Here is a 21,322-nt window from a genome sequence, read left to right on the forward strand (position 1 = left end):
GGCATACTTGACCACTTTCCCCTGTCGCCGAGGGGTACGCCAGTACGAGCCGTACTCATGCCTCCGCTAGTGTCAGGCACATGCGCATCCACGCCGTCGACCACCCGCTGGTGGCGCACAAGCTGTCCACGCTCCGCGACGAGCGCACCGACTCACCCACTTTCCGGCGTCTCGCCGACGAGTTGGTGACGCTGCTCGCGTACGAGGCGACGAGGGATGTGCGTACCGAGACGGTCGAGATCACCACTCCCGTCACCGCGACCAGCGGCGTGCGCCTGTCCCACCCGCGCCCCCTCGTCGTGCCGATCCTCCGGGCGGGGCTGGGCATGCTGGACGGCATGGTGCGGCTGCTGCCCACGGCCGAGGTCGGCTTCCTCGGGATGATCCGAGACGAGGAGACCCTCCAGGCGTCCACCTACGCCAACCGGATGCCGGACGACCTCTCCGGACGCCAGGTGTACGTGCTCGACCCGATGCTGGCCACGGGCGGGACGCTCGTCGCCGCGATCGGCGAACTGATCCGGCGCGGTGCCGACGACGTGACCGCGATCTGCCTGCTGGCCGCTCCCGAGGGCGTACGCATGATGGAGCGCGAGCTGTCGGGGACTCCCGTGACCGTCGTGACGGCCTCGATCGACGAGCGGCTCAACGACAGCGGCTACATCGTTCCCGGGCTCGGCGACGCGGGCGACCGCATGTACGGGACCGCGCGCTGACCCTCGGCCGGTTCGCCGGTGAACTCGCCGGTGAACTCGGCGGGGACTTCTGCCGGGGACTCCGGCCTGGGACGTCAGTCCTTGCAGCGGCTGCGGGACGGTGACGGCTCGGGGTCGGAGAGCGCCGTGAGCGCGGCGTCGGCTTCCTTCTCCTCGGCGAGCTTGTCGTACGCCTTGCCGATGACGAAGTCCACGTCGTCGCCCTTGCGGTCGTCGAACCGTGTGTCGGCGCCCTTGAACTGAGTGCCCAGCACCTTCAGGCGGGCGTCGCCCTTCTCGCCGGGAGCGCCCAGCAGCACACCGGTGTTGTCGACCTTCTTGTCGAACTCGGCAGGGGCGTTGGCCACCTTACCGATCTTGAATCCCCGCTTCTCCAGTTCGTCGGCGGTGGACTGGGCGAGACCGCTGCGGTCGGTGGCGTTGAGGACGTTGACCTCGACCGAGGAGGGATCGGGGAGTTCGGCGTTCTTGACGTCCTGCTTCGCCGACTTCGCGTCGGTGGCGCAGTCCCCGCCCTCCTTGCCCTTCGAGCTGCTGCCGGCGGCGTTGGCGGAGCTGCCGCCCGAGAAGATGTCGATGAGTTGGAGAGTTCCCCACCCGCCGAGTGAGAGGGCGCAGACGGCGGCGAGCGAGGCGAGCACGATCCTGCGACGGTTTCGGGGGCGGCGCATGCGGGGGTAGCGATTTCCCGTGATGCGGTACTTTCCGCCCATGCCGGGGGGAGTCAGCATGCTCATGGGCGCAGAGTAGTGCGGTATCGAGGCAATGCCTACTAGATGATCAGCGGTTGTGACGTGGTGACCCTGAAAGGGCTAGGGGCTGTCCGGCGGATCGTCGCGAGTCCGCGAGCACCCCCTGGCGGCGGCGGGCGTCGCCTCAGTCAAGCTCCAACACGCGCGCGTGCAGCACTTGTCGCTGCTGCAGAGCGGCTCGCACGGCGCGGTGCAGACCGTCCTCCAGATAGAGGTCGCCGCTCCACTTCACGACATGGGCGAAGAGATCTCCGTAGAACGTCGAGTCCTCCGCCAGCAGGGTCTCGAGATCGAGCTGCCCCTTCGTGGTGACGAGCTGGTCAAGGCGCACCGGCCGTGGGGCGACATCCGCCCACTGGCGGGTGCTTTCCCGGCCGTGGTCGGGGTACGGCCGCCCGTTTCCGATTCGCTTGAAGATCACACGGAAAGCCTACCGGGCCATCGGCTCCGGGCGCAGCTTCCCTTGGTTCTTACAGGTGCCCGTGGCAGGCGTCCTCACGGCACCGGGGCGGCCGTACGGACGGCGGCGCAGCGGCCTCTTGATGAGGCGGAACCAGGCGGCGGCGCCGGAGCACGCCGGGGCGCGCGCACCCGGTGCCCGCGCCGCGCGAGGGGTTTCGAGGTGTCGCGCGGGCGGGGCACCGTACGGGGTACGGCGGGACGGCGAACGGACGCGCCGGTGACCGGCTCCGGTGCTCCGGCGCTCCGGCCGGCTGCTCGGCAGCCGGCCGGCTCGGCGGATCGACGGCCGGCGGTCCCGCCGGTCACCGGTTCCGGCGACCAGGCGCGTCCGTTCCCGTGAGGGCGCCCGCGTCAGGGGAGGTCGCTGACGTCCTGTGAGTAGTGGCCCACGGCGTCGGCGATCACCTTGACGTTCAGGTCGAGCGCCTTCCTGTTGACGTTGTCCAGGTCGTCGCACTCCTGGTGGTAGCAGCCGTCGTACGCGGCACCCGCCTGGCCGCCCCACAGCGTCTGCTCCTCCGCGGACTTGATGCCCTCCGCACCGGTCTTCGAGCCGCCGGCCGGGATGCCCGCGTCGATGAACGGGCCGTAGTCGGAGCGGCCGTCGAAGTCGGCGCCCCGGGTCTCCTCGCCCTGCGACTCGATGAAGTCGACGATGCCGCGCTCCAGTTGACCCGATCCCTCCGGGCCGGGGCCTGAGCCCTCTCCGTCGGAGTCGTCGCCGTCGTGGACGAAGAGGCCGTAGTTGGGGGAGGCGATCATGTCGAAGTTGAGGTAGAGCGAGATCTTGTCGCGTTCGGCCTCGGAGAGTTCGGAGACGTAGTGGTCCGCGCCCCTCAGGCCGACTTCCTCCGCCGTCCACAGCGCGAAGCGGACCTTGTTGCCGTCGTGTCCGCCGCTGCCGTGTCCGCCGCCGTGCCTGGTGCCGCCCGCGGCCGCGAACCGGAGCGCGGTCTCCAGGATTCCGGCCGAGCCGGAGGCGTTGTCGTTCATCCCCGGGCCCTCGGACACCGAGTCGAGATGCGCGCCGAACATCGCGACGTGGTTCTCGTCGCCGCCGGGGGTCTCGGCGACGACGTTGGGCGTGCTGCGCTCCTCCTGGAACTCCCGCAGCTCGACGTCGGCGGTGACCTCGTCCGAACCGGCCTGCTCCGCCAGCGCTTCGCCGTCCTTCTGGCTGATTCCGCCCGTCGGGATGCGCCCGTTGGACGGATCCTCGAGCGTGCCGCTCAGCTCGCCTTCGGTGTTGTTGTAGACGAGCGCGACGACCGCGCCCGCGTCTGCCGCCGCCGCCTGCTTCTCCGCGAAGGTGCAGCCGCCGCGCTGGATCAGTGCGATCTTGCCCTTGTAGTCGCCGGACCCGTAGTCGGCCGCCGTACAGCCCGACGTACCGTCCTCATCCTCAGGGACGGGCGCGAGGGCCGCCTTCGTGCCGCCCTCGGGGGTGCTCTTGGTGTACGTCATCACCTTGACCGGCACGTCCCGCTCCTCGGGCGACGTGACCGCCATCTTCTCGGCGAGGGTCTCGCGGTAGACGAAGTCGAAGTTCTGGTACGTGACTTCGTAGCCCGCGGCCTTGAGCAGCGTGCCGGCGTACTTCGCGGAGAGCTCGTGTCCGCGCGAGCCGGCGGCGCGGTTGCCGCCCGTGTGACGCGCGATGGCCTGGAAGGCCTTGATGTGCCTCATGGCTCCCTTGGCGCCCGTACGCCGGACGAGCTTCTTCGCCAGCTCGTCGCCGTCCTTCGCCACTGAGGCCGACGCCGGCCCGGACGCCGGGCCTCCACGGGACGGGTCCGCGGCCGCGGGCGAGGCGGCGGCGAGAAGGAGCGGCGTGGCGAGCGCGGTCGCGGTCAGTGCGGCGAGGGAGCGGCGTCCGGGCCGCGGGCGCGGTCCGGAGGCGGGTCTCGCGGGGGAACCGGCTGTTCGGGGCGGTACGGGCACTGTCGGGGTCCTTCCGGTGCGTACGGCGGCAGAAGGCACACGAAGGGCCGGCGTGTCCGGCCTGGTGTGTGCCGTGTCCGGGTTGCGGACGTGTCGTACCGGAAAGCTAGCGGGCCCGGCGCCAACAGGGAACGGATGTGCCGCAGTTGGCGGCAGCCGGCGCCGGGGCCGCCTGTTGCCCGTGCGGCAGGGGGCCGTACGGGTGCAGTGCCTGCGCCGTCAGCGCCCCGGGCTCGCCGCGTGTGTACGTTCGCGTTCGCGTGCCACGGCGGACGGGTCCTTCCGGAACGCCCACGTCATCCTCGGCTCCATGGAGAAGCGGAAGATCCGCTGTACGGGCCGGGTGCACAGGGCGGTGATGAGGGCCGCCGCGAGACACGTGACGCCGATCGCGCCCAGCGGCGTGTGCACCCAGTCGGCCTCGTACCAGTCCCCGAAGCGGGAGCCCTTGGCGACGAAGCCGTGCAGCAGGTAGCCGTAGAGCGTGCCCGCGCCCAGCACCGTGAACCACATGCGGCGGCCCGGGACCCACGCCAGGAAGCATGCGGTGAGCACCATGGAGCAGCCGAAGAGCGCGAAGGTCATGATCACGCCCACCCACCACGGGGCGCCCATCTCCTGCGCGCTGTTGTAGTGGTAGAACCACGCGGCGTTCATCCGCTCCACCGCCCAGTAGGCGAAGACGAGCGCGGCCGCCACGACCGGCAGTGCCAGCAGCCGCGCGGAGCGGCGCCGTACCAGGTCGAAGTGCTCGGGCTTCAGGAAGAGCCCGATGACGAAGAACGGCAGGAACTGCAGTACGCGCTGGAGGTCGAGGTCGTCGCCGATGTCCGGGGAGACGCTCGCCAGGACCGCGATGGCCAGCGCCAGGGGGACGGGCCACCGCACGGCCTTCCACAGCGGTGTCGTCAGGCGCCAGATGAACAGCGCGGCCAGGAACCAGGTGAGATACCAGGGGTCCAGCAGGCTGACCGGGTACTGCGGATCGTCGTCCGCCCAGCGCTTGAAGAGGGTGTAGGCGACCTCGAAGAGGACGTAGGGCACCGCCACGCCCGTCAGCAGCCGCTTCAGCTGGTGCGGCTTGCCCTCGAAGCTGCGCGAGAAGTAGCCGGAGATCACCATGAACGCCGGCATGTGGAAGGTGTAGACGAGGATGTAGAGCGCGCCCGCGGCACGGGAACCGTCCCGCAGCGGCTCCCAGGAATGACCGAGCGCGACCAGCACGATCGCCAGGTACTTGGCGTTGTCGAAGAACGGGTCGCGCTGCTTCTGCTTGGGCCGCTCCGGGGCCGTCGCATCCGGCCTGCCGTGTTCCGGGCCGTCCGGCTTCCGGCCGTACGGAGCCTGCCGTTCGGACGGTTCGGCCGGTTCGGCCGGGGGGAGCGGTGCACGGGCCTTGCCGTGCGTCTGCAGTTCCTGGCTCACGGGACCTCCCGGGGAGGCCGTGACGGACGGGACGCCCGAGCGGGGCGGGCCTGAGGAGGGCAGGCCGGGGCGGAGCAGGAGGAGGGGAGGAGCATCGGCTTCACTGTATTAGCGCCGCCGATGTCCGCAAATTCGCCTCGCCCCGCCGCCTCTTGACGGCCGGTCAGCCGGGCTGTCCCGGCCTGGGATGGGCGGCGGGGCGGGGCTGCGGGGACGGATCGGGTGCGTCTCTTCCGGGGACTGGGGGTCGGTCGCACTCGTGTCGGGGTCATACAGGACGCGTTCCCCCGAACGGCCGTTCCGTGCGTAGTAGTTGACGCGTATCCGTCACCCTTCCCCGCGGCGGTACGGGCGCCGGGTACCGGCAGGGGTGAGGCGGGGGTGCGGAACGGGCCGCCGCCGGTGCGGCGGTGCGGGTCAGGCGGCTACTGCCGCCTCCTGGTCCTCCTCCTCGGCGGCCGGCTGTGACCCTGCCCGGCCCTCCCCCTGCGGCGTCTCCTCCCGCGCAGGCACGAGGCCGAGTTCCGACCGCGCGCTCTCCGTCAGCCGGCGGGCGTGGTGCAACCCGATTGCTTCGAGGGCGAGTTGGAGCTCGTCCAGGTCGGCGGCGGTGCGTCCGGGCTCCCGCCCCAGGCGCGCGTGTGTCTTCACGAGCCCGAGACGGGCCAGCGCCTCGCCCCTCGGCTCGCCCATGGCGCGGAACTCGGTACGTGCCCGCTCGTACATGTTCCGGGCCGCGGTGTAACGGCGCGCCCGGTAGAGGACGTTGCCCCGCATCTTGTGGTTGTAGGCGAGCGCGCTCGTGAGGTCCATGGCGCGGCACAGCTCGGCGGCCTCGGAGAGCAGGGCGAGCGCGCGTTCCGTGTCGCCGTCCCGTACGGAGACGAGGTCGGCGACGCCGCGGAGGGCCCACGCGCGGCCCCGCCGGTCGTCCGCCTTCTCGGCTATCGCCGCGGCCTCCTCGAACATCTCCAGAGCGGAGTCGTACGCCCCTGTGTTGCGCCGCATCTGCGCGATGCCCTCCAGGGCCCACACCATGTGACGGGCCTCGCCGCGCTCGCGTGCCTCGGCGAGCAGTTGTTCGTGGAGCTCGTCGACGGCCTCGTAGTCGCCCTGGATGCGGCCCGTCTCGGCGAGGCCGGCGAGCGCGTAGCCGCGGGCGAGGACGTCGCCGTCGCGTTCGCCCAACTCGGCCGCGAGCGCGAGCAGTCTGCGGGCCAGGGGCATCGCGCCGCGCTGGCGGGCGAGGGTGCCGCCGCTCCATGCCGCCCATGCCATCGCGCCGTGGTCGCCTGCGCCGCGCGCGGTGCGGTAGCTCGCCTTCCACGCCCGGTCGGCCTCGCGGGTGTTGCCCAGCCGCCGGTGCGCCTCGGCGACGGCGAGCGAGCAGCGGGCGGCCTCTCCAGGCGGGCCCTCCCGTTCGGCGGTGCGCAACTGCTCCGTCGCACGGACGAGTACGTCGGCCAGTGAGGAGTTGACCGACAGCGAGCCGAGCGCGCCCTGGTACTCGGGCGCGAATGCCTTGCCGTACATGCGCTTCCCTTCCGCGGTCCTGCGGGGACCGGACAGCCGCCGCCTATACACGGCGGGTATACATCGCGTGTATAGACGCCTCCGGAGGCGGGCGGGTTGCGTGGGGCGGGTGTGAATTTTCAAGCCTCGTACGCGAGTTGACGCGGGCCGCGACCATTCCGGCACGGGGTTTGTATGACTGTTTTCCGGGATGGATAGGGCACGACGGGCCCGGGTAGTGCTGAGCCGACCTGAAGCGGGACGCGGGCACAGCGAGCCCGCAACAGCCGTGCCGCAAGGGGGCGTTCGCGGCGCGGCCCCCGTACGAAGTGCGACGTGGGAAAGGCCGGGGCTGATCGGTGACAGCGGGAAACCCCTTCGAACTGCCGGACTTCTACATGCCGTATCCGGCGCGGCTCAATCCGCACCTGCGGCAGGCGCGCGAGCAATCCACGCAGTGGGCACGGGACATGGGCATGCTGGAGGGCTCCGGCATCTGGGACGAACGTGACCTCGCCGCTCACGACTACGCGCTGCTGTGCGCATACACCCACCCCGACGCGACGCCCGCCGACCTCGCCCTCGTCACCGACTGGTACGTGTGGGTCTTCTTCTTCGACGACCACTTCCTGGAGAGGTTCAAGCGCACACCCGACCGCGAGGGCGGCAAGGCCCACCTCGACCGGCTCGCGGAGTTCATGCCGATGGACACCTCCGCCGCCGTGCCCGAACCGGAGAACCCGGTCGAGGCCGGTCTCGCGGACCTCTGGGCCCGTACGGTGCCGCGCATGGCGGACGGCTGGCGGGCCCGGTTCGCCGAGAGCACCGCGAACCTGCTGGGCGAATCGCTGTGGGAGCTCTCCAACATCGGCGCGCACCGCGTCCCCAACCCCGTCGAGTACATCGAGATGCGCCGCAAGGTCGGCGGTGCGCCCTGGTCCGCCGGCCTGGTCGAGTTCGTGACGGGCGCCGAGGTCCCCACGCCGGTCGCCGCGTCACGGCCCATGCGGGTGCTGCGTGACGCCTTCTCCGACGCGGTGCACCTGCGCAACGACCTCTTCTCGTACCAGCGGGAGGTGGAGGACGAGGGGGAGAACAGCAACGGCGTGCTCGTGCTCGAACGGTTCCTGGAGTGCACGACGCAGGAGGCGGCCGACGCCGTCAACGACCTGCTGACCTCGCGCCTCCAGCAGTTCGAGAACACCGCACTCACCGAACTCGCCCCGCTGTTCGCCGAGTCGGGCCTCGACCCGCAGGCGTGCGCCGGTGTGCTCGCGTACGTCAAAGGGCTCCAGGACTGGCAGTCCGGCGGGCACGAATGGCACATGCGATCCAGCCGCTACATGAACGAGCGGGGCGGAGCGGACGACGGAACCGGCGGCGGTGCGGGCACCGGGCACGGCGCGGCGACCGGTGCGGCCGGCGGCACGCCGCCCCCGCCCCAGCCCTGGCTGCGCCCGGCCGGCCTCGGCACGTCCGCCGTACGGCCCGCCACGTTCGCCGGCGGCGTGCACACGACGCCGCGTGCCGAGTCGGCCCGCGCGCGCCGCTTCACCCACGTCCCGCACCGCAGGGTCGGCCCGTCGCGGCTGCCGGACTTCTTCATGCCGTTCACGGCCCGGCTCAGTCCTCATCTGGAGGCCGCCCGCCGCAACGTCGTGGCGTGGGCGCACCGCACCGGGATGCTCCAGCCCCAGCCCGGAGTGCCCTTCTCCCACGTGTGGGACGAGCGAAGGATCACCGACATCGATCTGCCGCTGTGCGCCGCGGGCATCCATCCCGACGCGTCACCGGACGAACTCGACCTCAGCTCCGCCTGGTTGGCATGGGGCACATACGGCGACGACTACTACCCGGTGGTCTACGGACGCTCCCGCGACCTGGCCGGTGCCAAGGCCGCCACCGACCGGCTCCCGGCCTTCATGCCCGTCGAGAACCCCGCCGCGACGCCGCCGCCCGCCAACGCGCTGGAGCGCGCGCTCGCCGACCTGTGGACCCGTACGGCCGCGCCCATGACCCCCGACGCACGCCACGCACTGCGCCGGGCCATCCAGGACATGACGGAAAGCTGGCTGTGGGAGCTGGCCAACCAGGCGCAGAACCGCATCCCCGACCCCGTCGACTACATCGAGATGCGCCGCCTGACCTTCGGCTCGGACCTGACGATGAGCCTGTGCCGCCTGTCGCACTCCGGACGCATCCCGCCGGAGATCTACCGCAGCGGGCCGATGCGCTCCCTGGAGAACGCCGCCGCCGACTACGCAGCGCTGCTCAACGACGTGTTCTCGTACCAGAAGGAGATCGAGTACGAGGGCGAGATGCACAACGGGATTCTCGTCGTGCAGAACTTCTTCGACTGCGACTACCCCGCGGCGCTCGCCGTCGTCGACGACCTGATGACCTCACGCATGCGGCAGTTCCAGCACGTGGCCGCCCACGAACTCCCCGTCCTGTACGACGACTTCGGCCTCGACGACCGGGCGCGCGGCACCCTCGCCTCGTACGTCACGGACCTGGAGAACTGGCTGTCCGGCATCAAGGTCTGGCACGAGGGCTGCCGCCGCTACCGCGAGGAGGACCTCCGGCACGCCCCGGACCCGCAGCGCCGCCCCGGCGCCCTCACGGGCCTGGGCACGGCGGCGGCGCGTATCAGGCAGGTCGCGAGGAGCGCCGGACAGGCGCCATCCCTGCGCTCGTCTGCCGACGCTGCTCCGACCGGCGGGAGAAGCGTTGGGTAGGCCTCGGGGCCGGTCATGACGGCTGGCGTGGCCGACCGCGCCTGCCCACCTGGGGAAGGGCGGCCAACTCGTTCGTCAGGTTGCTGTCCCGGATCTCGTGGCCGCTGGCGAAGCTCTTGAGCAGCACCTCGTCGCTTCTCGAGTCGTGCTTGTACGTGTAGCAGACCTCGTGCTGAAGGCACTGACGACAGAACCTGCTCGCGACGAACGGGGACAACGACACCGGGCCGTTCGGTGTCAGCACGTAGATGGTCCTCACTGCTGTGGGCTTTGACCATACGAATGTGCGGCGCTCGAAGTCGGGGTTGTTGCCGGTCACGTGATGCGCCACCACGTGGAAACTGTGGTCAAGAGACTGATACTCACTTGAGAGCGGCATGAGCCAAGGGAGGCTGCCGAGGCAACGGCTTCCGAGGAGAGCGCCGTTGAAGTGTCCAGCAATGTCTTCGATGCGAAGAGCCGCCTCCTCATGGGTGCGCGGCTTGTTCCCGTGAGAAGCCCTGTTGCGCTCGTCCTTCAGGGCGCGCAGGTGTGAGGGCAGGTCGGCCTCACTGCCCTGGGGGGCCAACGGCTCCAGGAGGCCGGGTGCGAGTTCGGGGTTGCGTTCGAGCAGTGGCGCAAGGGCTGCGAGCCAGCTCGTCCAGGTACCGAAGGTCGGGCCCGTACGCGAGTACGCGTTGCCCAGCTGCGACAACTGTCGTGTGATGGCCTCCTGTTGCTGGACCGTGCCGGGTGCCGCTGTCAGTACCTCCCTGATGAGGCCCGCAGAGGTCAGCGCGAGTGTGGCGGCGAGGATTTCGGCGGCGTTGAGCATCGCCTCGTATCGGTCCTTCGAGCTGTACGCCTGCTCGACCAAATGCACGGCCCGTGCAATGGGATGAGGCAATGTTCTGCGTGCCTCCGCCAGTACTTCGGCGGACAAGGCAGGTTGCGGCCTCTCTGCCCCCGCACCTCGGCCATTCGACCCGGACTGCTCAGCTGCGGCTCGGCCTGCCGACGGAAGACGGCGTTCGCCGCCGTGGGGAGTCGAGCCGGTCTGACGGAAGGCGCCGGTCCCGGGGGCGAGCGGAGGAGCGACAGGAGCAGCGGATAACGCCGTGGCCGCGGGGGCGTGCCTCGGCACGGTCGGGGAAGAGCCAGTGCGGGCTCGGTGCTGATAGCGCCAGCGCCTGATCAGTAACCGCAGCCAGGCAGGGAGCAGACCAAACGAGGCGGTGAAGAAGAGCGTCCCGAAAAGGACGTCGAACCACCGTGGTGTTGTGCTCGGCTCGGTGCTCGTAGCCATGGCGAATGCCGCCATCGTCCCCCAACCCACAGTCATCCAGAAGAACCAGTCCCGGTACACCGGGGCGTCGTAGAGACGGAGAACAGCGTTCGGGCGCTTTGGGAGGGGTAACGGCGGTGCCGAGGGGCCAGTAGTGTCCATGTACGTATGGTGCAGCCCTTTGTGTCCGATAACTAGCCATATCGGCAAACCAGTTGGATGCCAGGCCAGTTGGCGGCGCAATCGGTATGTGCGATCCCCTGCCGAATGAGGAAGCTCGAGTGTTCAGCGCCCGGGGGCGAGCTAGTACGACCGGGCGGCCGCCCGTCCGGGTCGGACGGGCGGCCGCGGCTCCCCCCGGTTCCGGGGCGCCTGAGGGTCAGCCTTCGCTGCTCTCGCCGCTGCTGTTCTTCTCGCCCTTGTCCTTGTCCTTGTCCTTCTCGAAGTCCTGGGTCGCGCACCACGCACGTACCTTCTTCAGGCCTTCCTCACGCTCCTTGAGCGTGAGCTTCAACTCGCCGCGGTCATCGAGGCGTTCGCCGAGGAAGTCCGCGATGACGCCGTGGTTCGCCTTCTTCGCGTTCTCGACGCGCCGCTCAAGGCGCTCGATGGAGCCGCGCGTCTTCAGACCCCCGTCGAGCCGGCGCTGGACCCGGTCGATCTTCTTGTCGATCTTCGGCGCGCGCTTGCACAGGGCCTTCGCACCGTCGCCCTTCGGCGGATGCTTCGCGTGCCGCTTGGCCTTCGCGTGGTGCCGCTTGGCCTTCGCGTGGGCCTTCTTGCGCTTGTCCTTGTCGTTCTGCGCCTGATCCTGCGAGGTGCCGGCCGACGCCGGACTGGCGTCGCTGCCGGTCATGGCCACCGCGGTCGCGGCACCCCCCGTCGCGAGCAGTGCGGCGACGGTGGACAGGGCGACGACGGTGCTCTTGGTCTTCCTCATCACGGTCTCTCCTCCTTGTAGGGGCGGCACGAGTGCGGATCGCCCGCGCGGCCCGCGACGCTAGAGACCGTCTTTGTGAATTCCCTGTGAGCCGGAGGCCGTTCCGATCAGCCAGTCACGCTGCGCCGGCAGACGGGGGTCCGCGTCGCTCTGCTCGCGGGGCGCGAGCGGGATGCGTACCTCGACGCGGGTGCCGGGCCGGCCGTCCGCCCTGTCCCGTATCTCGACGGTCGCCCGGTGCAGCGCCGCCTGCTGTGCGACGAGGGTGAGGCCCAGCCCCGACCCGCTGCTGCCCGGGCCGCGCAGGAAGCGCTGGAAGACGGCCGCCCGGCGGTCCTCGGGGATGCCCGGCCCTTCGTCGTCCACAGTGAGCACGGCCACGGGCCCCGCGGGCGAGGCGTACGAGCGCACCGCGACCTCCACGGAGGCGTGCGGGCGTCCCTCGCGCGCCGGGGCGTCCATGCGCCCTCGGGCGTCCATGTGCCCCGGGGCGTCCGCGCGCCCGTGCGTCAGTGCGTTGCCGATGAGGTTGTCGAGCATCGAGCGCAGTCCGGGCTCCCAGCCGTGCACGGTCAGTCCGGGCTCGGCGGCCGCCAGCCGCACCGCCGCCGTACGGTCGCGCCGCCGTGCGTCCGCGACCGCCGCCTCGGTCACCTCGCCCAGATCCAGTGGCCCGAAGGCGTCCGCCTCGACGAGGTCGCCCTGGCCCAGTTCGCGGAGCATCACCAGCAGGCCGAGCAGCCGGGAGTGCTCCAGCCGCAGGTCCTCCAGCACCTCGTCACGTTCCTCGCCGGCGAGTTCGGGGTGTGCGGAGAGGATCTCCAGATTCGTCTGCATGCTCATCAGCGGAGTGCGCAGTTCGTGCGCGGCCGACGAGGAGAAGGAACGGGCGGTTGCCAGCGCCTGTGCCGTACGGGAAGCCTGCTCGTCGTAGCGCGCGAGCACCGTGCGCAGGGTCTCGGCGAGGTCGTCGACCTCGGTGATCCTCGTCGGGGTGTGCTCCAGCCGCGAGCTGTCGGAGCGCGGATCGAGACCGCTGGTGCGCCGCTGCAGCCTCCGCAGCGGACGGCTCGCACGCGACGCCGCCGCCCACGCCAGCAGTGCGGAGACCGGGGCGGCGACGATCGCGACGGCGACCACTCGCTGCCGTACGAAGGCGAGTTGTGCCCTGCCCGTGGTGTCCGGGGCGAACAGCCACAGCGTGCCCTCGACCGCGGGCCGGTCGCGCTGCCCTCCTTGACCGCCTTGACCGTCTTGCGCGCCTTGGCCACCTTGTACGCCTTGTTCACCCTGTCCGCGCTGTCCGCCCTCTGCGCCCTGTCCGGTTTCTCCTCGCTCGGTTCCCTGCCCGCCCTTGGCGCCCTTCACCTCCACCGACAGCACGCGCCAGTGCTCCACCGTGCGCTCGCGGGGCATGCCCTCGGGCGTGCCCTCACCCCGCTCCCGCACGCTCACGGGCCGGGGCGCCGAGTCCGGAAGCCGCGTACGGGCATCCGGCTGCGGTCCGCCCGAGAACGTGCCGTGCGGGCCGACGACCCGGATGCCGACGTCCAGCGCCGCCGCGTACAGCCGCCGCTCACGCGCCTGCTCGGCGCGCGGCCGGTCCTTGGCCGTCACCCGCAGCAGCCGCCGCGCGTCCTTCTTCACCACGGCGGCCCGCTCCCGCAGATGCGCGTCCTGCTCGGCGTGGAGGTCCCGCGAGACCAGCGCGAGCAGCAGCCAGCCGGAGGCCAGTACGAGCACGGGCACTGTGAGGCCGACCGCCAGCGCGATACGTGTGGAGAGCTTCATCTTCACGGGCCTGCCCCTCACTTCTCCTCGCGCAGTACGAAGCCGACGCCGCGCACGGTGTGCAGCAGCCGCGGCTCCCCGCGGCTCTCGGTCTTGCGTCGCAGATAGCTGATGAAGGTGTCGACGGCGTCCGTACGCACCTCGAAGTCGTAGCCCCAGACGCGTTCCAGCAGCTGGTCCCTGGTCAGGACGATGCCGGCGTTGCGGGCGAGTACCAGGAGGAGCTCGAACTCGCGCCGGGTGAGGGGGAGCGGTACGCCGTCGCGGTGCGCCTCGCGGGTCGCGGGGTTCATGACGAGGCCGCCGACGCGGACGGCATGGGCGGAGCCAGGGGGGTCGGCGGGGCCGGCTGCACCGGCTGGGCCTGCGGGGCCGGAGGCGTGGCCTCCCGCCGCCGTTCCGTGCGCATCGCCGTCCCCCTGGCCGCCGCCCACCCGGCCGTCCGCCCGGCCGCCGCCCGCGGACCTGCCGGGCGCCCGTCTGCGCAGCAGCGCGTCGAGCCGCAGCACCAACTCCTGCAGCGCGAACGGCTTGATCAGGTAGTCGTCACCGCCCGCCTGCAGGCCCGCTATCCGGTCGGCTGTCTCGTCGCGGGCGGAGAGCATCAGCACGGGTACGTCGTCGCCGTCGCCGCGCAGCGCCTGGCAGACCTGGATCCCGTTCACGTCGGGCATGGAGATGTCGAGCACGACGACGTCAGCGGGCTGCTCCCGCATGAGGGAAAGCGCCCGCCCGCCGCCCTCGGCGAGCTCGACGGCGAAGCCGTTGAGGCGCAGTCCGCGGCGCAGCGAGCGCCGGATCGCCGCGTCGTCGTCGACGACCAGCACGCGGCCACGGTCACCGGCCGGCGCGGCGGCGTCCGGCCCGCCCGGCCCGCCCGGCCCGCCCGGACCATCAGGACCGCCCCGGGCGCCCCGCCCGTCAGGACCGCCAGGCCCGCCCCGGGCGCGATCGCCCGGCCCACCCGGACCGTCAGGACTGCCCGTACCGCCCGGCTGACCCCCGCCGCCGGGCCGACCCGTACCGCCCGGCCGACCCCCGCCGCCCGCTCCGTTCCCGCTCATCGGTCCTCCCTCACCGCCTCCCACCCGCCTCGCCTCGCCTGCCGCGTCGCGGTCGTCGCCTGCCGCGTTCCGCTTGTCTCTCGCCGCGGCACGTGTCTCTCGCCGCGGCACGCTCGTCCGTGCAGTCTGGCGTGCGCACCCCGCACCTCGCGAGCCCCGGTCGCCGGCCCTTCCCCTTGATCGACGTTTGCCGCACCACGATCGTGCGTACAACGGGTTTACTGGACGCGCTGGACCCGCCCCGCCTTCCCGCGCTGAGGCGTGAGGGATGGCCGGGCGCAGGGCACGGCGGCGGACTACAGGCGGCGGAGGTTTTCGGGATGGCAGCAGGACCGCGCGTACTGGGCATCGTGCTGGCGGGCGGTGAGGGCAAGCGGCTGATGCCGCTCACGGCGGACCGCGCCAAGCCCGCCGTCCCCTTCGGCGGCGTCTACCGGCTGGTGGACTTCGTACTGTCGAACCTCGTCAACGGCGGCGTCACGCGGATCGCCGTCCTCACCCAGTACAAGTCGCACTCGCTCGACCGGCACATCTCCACGACCTGGCGCCTCACCGGCCTGCAGGGCGACTACGTGACGCCCGTACCCGCGCAGCAGCGGCTCGGTCCGCGCTGGTTCATGGGCAGCGCGGACGCCATCTACCAGTCGCTCAACCTCATTCACGACGAACAGCCCGACTACGTCGTCGTCTTCGGCGCCGACCACGTCTACCGCATGGACCCCCGCCAGATGCTCCGGCAGCACATCTCGGGCGGCGCCGGCGTGACCGTGGCGGGCATCAAGGTGCCACGGGATCAGGCGAGTTCGTTCGGTGTGATCAGTACGGAGCCGGGCAGCGACCGCGTCAGCCAGTTCCTGGAGAAGCCCGACGACCCGCCCGTGCTCGCCGGCGACCCGGACCACGTCTTCGCCTCGATGGGCAACTACATCTTCTCCACGGACGTCCTCCTCGACGCCCTCCGCCGGGACGCGGAGGACGAGGACTCCGTGCACGACATGGGCGGCAGCATCCTGCCCCTGCTCACCGAACGCGGACAGGCGCAGGTCTACGACTTCGACGCCAACGAGGTCCCCGGCGAGCGGGACCGCGACCACGGCTACTGGCGCGATGTCGGAACGCTCGACGCGTACTACGACGCGCACATGGACCTCATCTCGCCCGAGCCGGTCTTCAACCTCTACAACCGCTCCTGGCCCATCTTCACCAACCAGGCGCAGCTGCCGCCCGCGAAGTTCGTGGCGGGCGGCATCGCGAGCGAGTCGATGGTCAGCACGGGCGCGATCATCGCGGGTCAGGTCACCGGCTCGGTGCTGGCGCCGGGTGTCGTCGTCGAGGAAGGGGCGGTCGTGCAGGGGGCGGTGCTGCTTCCCGGCGTACGGGTGGGCCGGGGCGCCGTCGTACGGCAGTCGATCCTCGACAAGAACGTCGTCGTCCCGGAAGGGGCGACGGTCGGCGTCAACAGCGAACACGACGCCGAGTACTGCACGGTGTCGGCCGAAGGCATCGTGGCCCTCGGCAAGGGCCAGCACGTACGCCTCTGATCCGGCAGGTGCTCGTCCGTCGGCGGGGCGAAGCCGCCGTCCGGGCCAACCGGCCCTGGACGGGTGTGGGTTGGCGCGTTGTTTGCGTCCGCAGACCGCCCGCCGGAGCCCGCCCCGGGTGACGGGGCCCGTCGGCCCTTGCGCCAACGGCCCCGGAACCGGGGCTGGTTCCTTACGGGGACGGGTCGATCACCCGGGAGCGGAGAGCGCGGCCCATCCCGGCGAATCGCCCACGCGGCCCGTTTGACGGTGCGGCAGCACTCCAGCACGGCGGGCGTGCTACCGCCGCCAGGGCATCCCCGGGAGGGGGCAGTGCCCCCGGTGACCGGGTGTCGCACGGCCAATCACCCGCCGTCAGAGCCCCGCGCGGCAGCGCGCCCCGTGTGAGCAACCGGGCACGTTACCTTCACCGTCCCCCTTCACCGACGGCCCTATCTTGATCACCATCCGTGGCTTTAAACTGCCGTAACCGCTGGTAAACACCGGTGTCTTCGCGGCCGTCCCGTGTCTCGGTTCCTCAGGCTGCCCCTGCTTCACCCCGCTGGAGAACCTTTTGCCTTTCGCCCGTCGCCCCGTCATGTCTGCACACTCACACCGCCGTGCGCCGCAGACGCATGCCAACGACTCTGTGCACCAGGGGAGTTCGGGCTTCCTCCGACGGGACTCGATGCGGCCGGCCTACCGTACGGGCTCATCCAGCGAGGCCCTCAGCGCCGCCAGGCGCACCCAGCTCAACAGGGGCCTCGGTCTCGTCGCCGGCGTCTTCCTGACGTACGCGCTCGCCTCCTGCTTCCTCCCCGGCCTGCTGCCCATGGAGGTCTACGGCGGCCTCCGCGTCGGTGAACTCTTCGCCCTCGCCCAGGTGTTGGTGATCGCCGCGGGCGTTCTGACCCATGACCGCCACGCGCGGCGGCACATCGAACCCCTCGCGGCGCGCGTAGCGACCCGCGAACCGGCCTTCCACGCCGAGGAGTCCCACCGCTCCGGGACGGCGGCCGCGTCCTCCGCCCCGACCCACGGCGACCCCGACGCGGACGAGTTCAACGCCTTCGACTCCTCCCGGGCGTTCGGGGGCCGGCGGACGGGTCGCGCGGTGAGGGCGACCACGTGACGCCACTCGCCGACGAAGGCGCCCTGGCCATCTCGGTCTTCCTGGTCTTCCTCGCGGGCTGCCTCTTCGTCTCCATGCTCGCCAGCCCGGATCTGCAGGAGGGCGCGGACGACTTCCTGGCGGAACAGGGCAACAGGCGCCCGCTGCCCCAAGGGCTCGCCCTGACGGGCGACTTCATCTCCGCGGCCGGTGTCCTCTACTTCTGCGGAGTCGTCGCGGTCGGCAGCTACGACGGCATCCTCATCGTCGCCGCGGCCGCCCTCTCGCCCCTGCTGCTGAAGGTGTGGCTGGCCGAACGGCTGCCCGGCGGGCCCGGCTGGTCGCTCGGCGACGCCGTCTCCCGCCGCCTGCCGGCCGGTCCGGCCCGCCGTGCGGCCGGAGTCGCCACGCTCGTGGTGTCCGTACCGCTGCTGACCGCGCAGCTCATCCCGATCGGCCAGATCACGGCCGCGCTGATGGGACTGCCGGGTCAGCTCGGTGAGATCGCGGGCATCACGCTGGTCGGCATCCTCATCGTCTCCTGCGTGGCGATCGGGGGCGTAAGGGGTTCCACGCTCCTCCAGATCGTCAAGACGGTCGGGTTCCTGCTCATCGCACCACTGCTGTGCGCGCTCATACTCGCCCGCTTCGACTGGGACTACGGCGCGGTGCTCGCCCAGGCCGCACAGGGCAGCGGCGTCGGCGACGCCTATCTCGCTCCCGGCCGTCTCTTCGGCAGCGACTTCACCGGACGCCTCGACACCCTCAGCCTCGCCGTCACCGTGCTCCTCGGCACAGCACTGATGCCGCACATGGTGACGCGCCTCTCGACCAGCGGTACGGCGGAAAGAGCACGCCGCGCGACCAGTTGGGCCGTCGCCGCCGCCTGCCTGCTCTGCGTCTCGGCCGCGGTCATCGGATACGGCATACAGGCAGTCGTCGGCGCGAAGGGACTCGACGAGGCAGGCCCGCAGGGCGGCAACAACCTGCTGCTGCTGGCCGCCGCCCTCGACGGGAGCGACCCCGACAGCCCTGGGAATCCAGGCTTGTTGCTGACCTTCATCTCCTGCGCGTTCTTCCTGACCGTCCTCGCCTCGGTGTCCGTACTGCTGCTGGCCGGCTCCGCCGCGATCGTCCACGACATGGGACGCAACCGGCACGCCCGCCCCGGTACGGGGCCACCGCACCGGCCCCTGCGGGCGCGGGTCGCGCTGGTGGCCGTCGGCGCGGTCTGCATCGCCCTGGCCGTCGCCGGACGCGGCGCCAACGCCCAGTTCTGGCTCACCCTCTCCTACACCGAGGCCGCCACCGTCGTACTCCCCGCGCTCGCCTGCGCCCTGACCTGGCGGGGACCGCGGGGCTTCACCCTGCGGGGGCTGCGCTGGTGCGTATACGGGGGGACGCTCGTCACGCTCGGGCTGCTCGCCCTCTCACCGGCCGTCTCCGGCAGCCCGGACTCCGTCCACCCGGACGGGGACTGGGCCGTCTTCCCCCTGTACGCCCCGGGCCTGCTCAGCGTGCCGGTCGGGTTCCTGCTGGCCTGGGCGGGCACCCGCCTCACCCCGGCCGCACGGGCCAACCCGGCAGCGCCTTCCCGGCCTCAACAGCCGGGCGCCGCCGACGACTTGCTCAGCGGCAGCGGAACGCACCGCCGCTGACGGCGCCGACGAAGGCGGCCCAGCTCCCGGCGGGGAAGACGAGCGCGGGCCCGTCCGGCACCTTGCTGCCCGAGTGGCCGCACCCGGGCGTGGCCGCTCGGTGAAGCGCGCCGTGCCGCGGAGTCAGACGCCTCCCGTGCCCGGCTGGGTACGTACGGGAGAATGACGCTGTGAGCATCCAAGACCTGGCAGACGTACTCGGCACCCGTGAGACTCCGACTCTGGAGTTCAAGCGCACCGCCAAGCGCGAAGGCAAGCGCGGTGACGCGATCGGCAACGCGGTCTGCGCGATGGCCAACGACCTGCCAGGCAAGGGCGGTGGCGACATCCTCATCGGTGTCGGTGACGACGGGAACCCGGTGGACGGCGTGGACACCGGCGACCGTGCCCTTCTGGCACTCACCGACCTGCGTGACGACGGACGTCTGCTGGACCGGCCTTCGTTCACGGTGCAGCCGGCGGTCTACCGTGGAAAGCCCGTCGTCCATCTGCACGTTCAGGCATCAGCCACTCCGCCTGTCCGCTTCGAGGGCGTGGTGTGGGTCCGGCCCGGTCCCACAACGAGGCGGGCGACTCGCGACGACGAGCGGGTCCTTGCGGAGCGCCGACGCGCTCTCGACGGGCCCTTCGACAGCCGGACGGTGGCAGGCTCGGGAATCGACGACCTGGACCTGGACCTGTTCCGCAGCAGCTACCTGCCTTCGCTCGTCGATCCCGAAGTGATCGACGAGAACGGTCGTCCGCTGCCTCAGCAGCTCGCGTCCTTGCACCTGACCAGCCCTGAGGAGATCCCTACGGCGCTCGGACTGCTGGCAATCGGGTTCGACCCTGGCAGCCGCATCCCTGGCGCGTACGTGCAGTTCATCCGTTACCAGGGAACAGGGTTGGACGCTCCGGTCGCGGATGATCAGGAACTGCGGCAGAACTTGGTCGGCACCGCGTCACGACTGGAGACCGTGCTGCGGGGGCATCTTCATACTCGCCTGGTCGAGGACGGCTTTCGCGAGACGCAGCGTCCTGACTACCCCTTGGAGGCGCTGCGAGAGGTGTGCATGAATGCGCTGATGCACCGGAACTACGAGACGTCGTACGCGCCCACACGCGTCGCCTGGTTCGACGACAGGATCGAGGTGACCAACCCAGGCGGCCCTTACGGCCAGGTGCGGAACGACAACTTCGACCGCGTGACCGACTACCGCAACCCGTCCCTTGCTGCGGCCATGAAGGGCCTCGGCTACGTCAACCGCTTCGGACGGGGGATCGGGCGCATTCAGGCATCTCTCGAACGCAACGGGAACCCGTCCGCGGAGTTTCAGGTCGATGAGTCGTCTTGGGCGGTCATCCTCTGGAAGGCCCCCGCATGACCTCTATCGCGCTGTTCAACAACAAGGGCGGTGTGGGAAAGACGACCCTCACCTATCACCTCGCCCATATGTTCCGCCGGCTCGGACTGCGTGTGCTGGCCGTCGACCTTGATCCACAGGCCAACTTGACCTCGATGTGTCTGGACGAGAGCGAGATCGAGGAGCTCTGGGAGGACCGGACCTCAGAGCTCATCGCGCAGGGTGCGGTGCCGCCTGCGCTCCCGGGATTCAGCCGAGTGCGTCCCGGGCAGACGATCGCCGACGCCGTGAAACCCATTCTCGAAGGCACAGGCGACATCGCTCCAGTGGAGCCCGCGGCCTTGATGGAAGAGCTGTGGCTGCTGCCCGGGAGCCTCGATCTGAGCAGGTTCGAGGACAAGCTCTCCATGGAGTGGTCCAGGACGTTCGCGGGTGACATGGCGGCAATTCGTACCACGACCGCCTTTCACCGGTCGGTGGCTCAGGCACGGGAATCCGTGCAGGCCGACATCGTGCTGCTTGATGTGGGCCCCAATCTCGGGGCCATCAACAGGGCAGCCCTCATCGCCGCGGACACCGTCCTGATGCCCTTGGCAGCGGACCTTTTCTCGCTCAAGGGCCTGACCAACCTCGGTCCCACGCTGCGCAATTGGCGCCGGGACTGGCGGCAACTGGTACTGCCCCGTATCCCAGAGGGGTTTCAGGCGCCCAACGCCGACATGACTCCGCTCGGCTACGTCATCATGCAACCTGAGATGCGGCTCGACCGGCCCGTGAAGGCGTACGAGCGCTGGCTGCGACGTATTCCGTGGGTATTCAGCGCCGCCGTGCTGGATCAGCAACCACCCTCCAGGGACGACACAAGGCACCGCATCGCCACGCTACGGAACTACCGCAGCCTGATGCCGCTTGCCCACGATGCTCGCAAGCCCATGTTCGACCTCAAGCCTGCGGACGGAGCCCTGGGCAGTACCCAGCAATACGTCCAAACCTGCTTCCGCGAGTTCCGGGCGTTGGCTGAAGCGATTCTGTCCCGGCTGGAGTACGAGAGTCGGTCCCGGTCTCCTAAGTAGCCGAGGTCTTCC

The 21,322-nt window shown here is 70.7% G+C and carries 17 protein-coding genes; 7 read left to right on the top strand and 10 right to left on the bottom strand.

The genetic code is table 11. The annotated features are described in order from the left end of the window. Positions 1–80 precede the first annotated feature (80 nt). Positions 81–716, top strand: coding sequence for a uracil phosphoribosyltransferase (gene upp, locus AN215_RS13230; RefSeq protein WP_070009293.1), 636 nt, complete (start codon positions 81–83; stop codon positions 714–716). 74 nt (positions 717–790) lie between these two features. Here the strand turns inward: upp and AN215_RS13235 are convergent, their stop codons facing one another. The 5 genes from AN215_RS13235 to AN215_RS13255 form a co-directional block, all read right to left on the bottom strand. Beyond that, positions 791–1,453 carry a LytR C-terminal domain-containing protein gene (locus AN215_RS13235; protein ID WP_079122941.1) on the bottom strand — a complete coding sequence of 221 codons (663 nt, stop codon included), beginning with the start codon at positions 1,451–1,453 and terminating at the stop codon, positions 791–793. A 139-nt stretch (positions 1,454–1,592) separates the two neighbouring features. After that, entirely contained in the window at positions 1,593–1,889 is a 297-nt protein-coding gene (locus AN215_RS13240) for a type II toxin-antitoxin system VapB family antitoxin (RefSeq protein ID WP_028438603.1), read from the bottom strand. Between the two features lie 392 nt (positions 1,890–2,281). Continuing rightward, positions 2,282–3,871, bottom strand: coding sequence for a M28 family peptidase (locus AN215_RS13245; RefSeq protein ID WP_079122942.1), 1,590 nt, complete (start codon positions 3,869–3,871; stop codon positions 2,282–2,284). Between the two features lie 219 nt (positions 3,872–4,090). Then, positions 4,091–5,296, bottom strand: a complete 1,206-nt coding sequence (locus tag AN215_RS13250; protein ID WP_070009296.1) for an acyltransferase family protein — start codon at positions 5,294–5,296, stop codon at positions 4,091–4,093. Positions 5,297–5,713: 417 nt separating this feature from the next. After that, entirely contained in the window at positions 5,714–6,829 is a 1,116-nt protein-coding gene (locus AN215_RS13255) for a tetratricopeptide repeat protein (protein WP_079122943.1), read from the bottom strand. 377 nt (positions 6,830–7,206) lie between these two features. Between AN215_RS13255 and AN215_RS13260 the strand changes: the two genes are divergently transcribed. Then, positions 7,207–9,546: a terpene synthase family protein gene (locus AN215_RS13260; protein WP_070009553.1), complete on the top strand. Its 2,340-nt coding sequence runs from the start codon at positions 7,207–7,209 to the stop codon at positions 9,544–9,546. A 13-nt stretch (positions 9,547–9,559) separates the two neighbouring features. Here AN215_RS13260 and AN215_RS13265 read toward each other — a convergent pair whose 3' ends face one another. The 4 genes from AN215_RS13265 to AN215_RS30350 all read right to left on the bottom strand — a co-directional run bounded on the left by AN215_RS13265 (position 9,560) and on the right by AN215_RS30350 (position 14,368). Next, the gene (locus AN215_RS13265; RefSeq protein ID WP_139140730.1) at positions 9,560–10,468 is read right to left on the bottom strand and encodes a hypothetical protein; all 909 of its coding nucleotides are present in this window, start codon (positions 10,466–10,468) and stop codon (positions 9,560–9,562) included. Positions 10,469–11,189: 721 nt separating this feature from the next. After that, complete coding sequence (locus tag AN215_RS13270; protein WP_107374324.1) at positions 11,190–11,750, bottom strand: hypothetical protein; 561 nt, start codon at positions 11,748–11,750, stop codon at positions 11,190–11,192. Positions 11,751–11,810: 60 nt separating this feature from the next. Next, positions 11,811–13,541 carry a sensor histidine kinase gene (locus tag AN215_RS13275; RefSeq protein ID WP_245694473.1) on the bottom strand — a complete coding sequence of 577 codons (1,731 nt, stop codon included), beginning with the start codon at positions 13,539–13,541 and terminating at the stop codon, positions 11,811–11,813. Positions 13,542–13,558: 17 nt separating this feature from the next. Continuing rightward, complete coding sequence (locus AN215_RS30350) at positions 13,559–14,368, bottom strand: response regulator transcription factor (RefSeq protein ID WP_070009299.1); 810 nt, start codon at positions 14,366–14,368, stop codon at positions 13,559–13,561. Between the two features lie 557 nt (positions 14,369–14,925). Between AN215_RS30350 and glgC the strand changes: the two genes are divergently transcribed. The 3 genes from glgC to AN215_RS13295 all read left to right on the top strand — a co-directional run bounded on the left by glgC (position 14,926) and on the right by AN215_RS13295 (position 18,894). Then, positions 14,926–16,146, top strand: coding sequence for a glucose-1-phosphate adenylyltransferase (glgC, locus tag AN215_RS13285; RefSeq protein WP_070009300.1), 1,221 nt, complete (start codon positions 14,926–14,928; stop codon positions 16,144–16,146). A 667-nt stretch (positions 16,147–16,813) separates the two neighbouring features. After that, complete coding sequence (locus AN215_RS13290; RefSeq protein ID WP_070009301.1) at positions 16,814–17,257, top strand: DUF485 domain-containing protein; 444 nt, start codon at positions 16,814–16,816, stop codon at positions 17,255–17,257. Further along, positions 17,254–18,894: a sodium:solute symporter family transporter gene (locus AN215_RS13295; RefSeq protein WP_070009302.1), complete on the top strand. Its 1,641-nt coding sequence runs from the start codon at positions 17,254–17,256 to the stop codon at positions 18,892–18,894. The genes AN215_RS13290 and AN215_RS13295 overlap by 4 nt, the downstream gene beginning before the upstream one ends. On the opposite strand, the gene AN215_RS30800 is transcribed toward AN215_RS13295, so the two are convergent. Beyond that, positions 18,866–19,072, bottom strand: a complete 207-nt coding sequence (locus AN215_RS30800; RefSeq protein WP_079122945.1) for a DUF397 domain-containing protein — start codon at positions 19,070–19,072, stop codon at positions 18,866–18,868. The genes AN215_RS13295 and AN215_RS30800 overlap by 29 nt on opposite strands. Here AN215_RS30800 and AN215_RS13300 point away from each other — a divergent pair. Continuing rightward, positions 19,065–20,258: an RNA/DNA-binding domain-containing protein gene (locus AN215_RS13300; RefSeq protein WP_079122946.1), complete on the top strand. Its 1,194-nt coding sequence runs from the start codon at positions 19,065–19,067 to the stop codon at positions 20,256–20,258. The genes AN215_RS30800 and AN215_RS13300 overlap by 8 nt on opposite strands. Next, positions 20,255–21,310 (top strand): ParA family protein, encoded by a 1,056-nt coding sequence (locus AN215_RS13305; protein WP_070009303.1) that lies wholly within the window; start codon positions 20,255–20,257, stop codon positions 21,308–21,310. The genes AN215_RS13300 and AN215_RS13305 overlap by 4 nt, the downstream gene beginning before the upstream one ends. Positions 21,311–21,322: the final 12 nt, after the last annotated feature.

It is taken from the genome of Streptomyces abyssalis (assembly GCF_001751365.1).
Classification (GTDB): Bacteria; Actinomycetota; Actinomycetes; order Streptomycetales; family Streptomycetaceae; genus Streptomyces; species Streptomyces abyssalis.